This is a genomic window from Tenacibaculum geojense (assembly GCF_042676005.1).
Taxonomy (GTDB): Bacteria; Bacteroidota; Bacteroidia; order Flavobacteriales; family Flavobacteriaceae; genus Polaribacter; species Polaribacter geojense.
Genome location: NZ_JBHTJR010000003.1, coordinates 1 through 2,867, shown reverse-complemented (window position 1 = coordinate 2,867; position 2,867 = coordinate 1). Strand labels below are relative to the sequence as shown.

Here is a 2,867-nt window from a genome sequence, read left to right as displayed (position 1 = left end):
AATATTTTCCCAGTCCAATTCCAATTTCCATTAATGAATTTCAATTCACTAAATTCCAAAGGCAGGTACAACAAGAAGCTTCTTAAAAGAAAAAACATTGAAAAAATCAGTAATATTTTCAGGTTTTCCAATTTTCTGCTTTTCATTGTAAATAGTAAAATTGGAAGCACAATTATTAACTGCATTATATGTTCTAAAATAGTTTTTGTCATATTGCTTACAACGGCTTCGGCTATGATTAGTGCGGGAATAGGAAGCGATAGCTTCACGATTTAGCACTAAGACGAAGCATTTTGTTTGCTTTTATTTTTTCTTATTCAAAAGTCAAATCAAAATGATTTGACGACTTTATAAAAATACATTAAACTTTTGATTAAAAACTGAAACCCGTATTAATTATAGCCTTTGTTAGCCACTGGCTTTATTAGAATAGTTTTTTCTGTCTATCTTCTGGTTCATTAGATATTATTTCTAAAAATTTTATTCTAGGTCTTTTTTCAATAATCTCTCCCGTTTTTTTATGTAATCTATCAACATAACCTCTTATAGTACAGTTTGTAAACAAAGTGTTTTTAAAGTCTTTAATATTTCCTTTTTGTGGATAGCAAGTAAGAATATGATTTTGATACATAAAACCAATAGTATTTGAATTTTCATTTCCTCGAGTAATATGACCTTCTAATTCAACAAATTGGTCGTGTATTAAATCTGGAAATAATATTTCATCATCTTCCTCATTTGGAATGAATATTTTTTTCGAATCCATTCCTATTTTTACATAGTTCTGTTTTTCCTTTTCAATATCATTGTAAAGAACAACTAATTCTCGTTCGTCTTCGATTATTCTAGCTAAGTTTATAAATAAATCATCGGGACAGCTAGCAAATAGTTCCAAATATTCAATAGGTACTTCTAATTTTTCATTTTTATTGTTTATTAATATTACGTACCTACTATTTTTTGAAAAAGTTAAATTATCGAATTTCTTCTTAGTTAATGTTCCTAGATGTTGTGCAATTTTTAATACCCAAGTTAAACCTTTAAAAGCTTTTTTAAAGATATCCTTAAAACCAACATCTTTAAAATCCTTTTTAGCCATTTCACTAAGTGCACTACCAAAATATTTAGAAGCTCCCCAGGTTAATGCAGTTTTAATTAATACAGCATCATAATTAGCTAAAAATTCAGTTACCCAACTACCTTTTTTTATTCTAACAGGTATTTCAAAATCTATTTTTTTAAACTTTTTATCTTCTTGGTATAAAAAATATCTTAATATATTATCAATTCCTATTAATACTTCTCCGGCTTTTTTAGCATCTAAATATCCATCTTCTACAAGGTTTCCTTCATATTTTATTTGAGCAAAAATTTCTTTATCAATATCATTCATTCATTTATTAATTTTTCTTTTTCTTTTTTTGTGCTTGTGGCTAACGTTTTCGCTAATAAATCGTTGCGATTTTAGGTGTTTGACTGTAAATATAACAAAAGATTGGAGTTATCCGAGTATTTTCCTGCAAGGAAAATATGAGCAATGTTTTTTAGCCATTGTTGTTTTTTGTACGCCGTTATGATACACGTTTTTATAATAATCAAATCGTAATTAATTTCGTTATAGTTAATTTTTCAAATTATAGTACATAATTATATTCAATTCTTATTAAGTCGTGTTTTCAATACAGCCTTTTGATTTATCGACTAAATTCTGTTTTCAAAGTTTTGACTTTTCAGCTTTTCAACTCAAATCTGTTTTCAAGATTAAGTCAGTCTTTTTAGTGATTATTTTGTCTGTTTTCAAAGGGAATTAATTCTGTTTTCACAGTTAAAAAATCAATCGTAATTCTTTGATAAGAAAGAGTAGATTAGGAGCTAATTCATTCAAGTTTTCCATGTCTGAGTATTGTCCTTACGTATTAAAAACGTTTTCGGCTATGGATAGTTGCGTGTTTTGGTTACTATTTTAGTAAAAGTTCTCGAACCAGAGGAAAATCCGTAGGATTTTCCGAGTAAGTACAGACCAAGCAATTATTTATAGCCATTGTTAGCTACAGTTTTTATAACTTTTATTAAGATTTTTCATTCAAATCTTGTCTTCCAACTATTGTCACTATTTCAACAATATTTTCATTGACTTTATAGTAAATACTATCAACTCCACACACACAACGTCTGTATCCTTTTTTTATGTAGTCAACAGATTCAAATGAAAAAGGTCGTTCAGCGATAATGTCAAAATATTCAAAAAAAGATTCGAAATATTTATCCGCTTGAATCATTCCGAATTTTTTAACTCCAAAATGATGGATCCGAATTAAGTCATTTTTGGCTTCATTTGTCAGTTTGTATTTAGCCATTAAGTAAAGACTTTGATTGAGCTAAAATACTTTCTTTACTGTCACTTGTAAATCCACTATTTTGAGCTTTTTCAATTTTAGCTCGAATCCAGTCAATTTGCACTTGCTGTTTTCTGGCTTGTCTAATCAAATCGTTAACTAACTCGCTTTTACTTGAATATTCTTTATTGTCCACTTGAGCTTTAAGCCACTCATCGTTCGGCTTTGTAAATGATATACTTTGTCTTGACATATTTTAATTATTTGATGTAAATATACACCAAATACGAATCTTTTCCAAATTGTAGCTAACGGCTTCGTATAACCCGTCAGTTATCGGGCTAATTTAGCCAAAAGTTTTTATTTATATACTAGCTTAAGCAATTCTGAGTGGATTCGGACGTAGTCGAATCCGCCGTAATTGCGGTTATACATTGTTACCTGCTGGCTTTTATTTTTTTAAATTCAGTTTCGGTTAGGATTTCCGCTAATTCTAATTCAATCAACTCGTGCTGAATAGGAATTTTCCTT

Annotated in this window: 3 protein-coding genes and 1 pseudogene; all 4 read right to left on the bottom strand. The window is 28.9% G+C overall.

What is annotated here, in order from left to right:
* Positions 1-269, bottom strand: a pseudogene (locus ACFQ1U_RS00290) (hypothetical protein); the annotation flags it as partial.
* Between the two features lie 155 nt (positions 270-424).
* A complete protein-coding gene (locus tag ACFQ1U_RS00285; RefSeq protein ID WP_386104121.1) occupies positions 425-1,393 on the bottom strand; it encodes a hypothetical protein in 969 nt (322 codons plus the stop codon).
* Between the two features lie 676 nt (positions 1,394-2,069).
* Entirely contained in the window at positions 2,070-2,357 is a 288-nt protein-coding gene (locus tag ACFQ1U_RS00280) for a type II toxin-antitoxin system RelE/ParE family toxin (RefSeq protein WP_386104119.1), read from the bottom strand.
* Entirely contained in the window at positions 2,350-2,589 is a 240-nt protein-coding gene (locus ACFQ1U_RS00275; protein ID WP_386104117.1) for a ribbon-helix-helix domain-containing protein, read from the bottom strand. The genes ACFQ1U_RS00280 and ACFQ1U_RS00275 overlap by 8 nt, the downstream gene beginning before the upstream one ends.
* Positions 2,590-2,867: the final 278 nt, after the last annotated feature.

What these genes read in the sequence shown, in the direction of transcription:
- ACFQ1U_RS00285 (WP_386104121.1), bottom strand. Translation starts at nt 1,393, where the DNA reads ATGAATGATATTGATAAAGAAATTTTTGCTCAAATAAAATATGAAGGA.
- ACFQ1U_RS00280 (WP_386104119.1), bottom strand. Translation starts at nt 2,357, where the DNA reads ATGGCTAAATACAAACTGACAAATGAAGCCAAAAATGACTTAATTCGG.
- ACFQ1U_RS00275 (WP_386104117.1), bottom strand. Translation starts at nt 2,589, where the DNA reads ATGTCAAGACAAAGTATATCATTTACAAAGCCGAACGATGAGTGGCTT.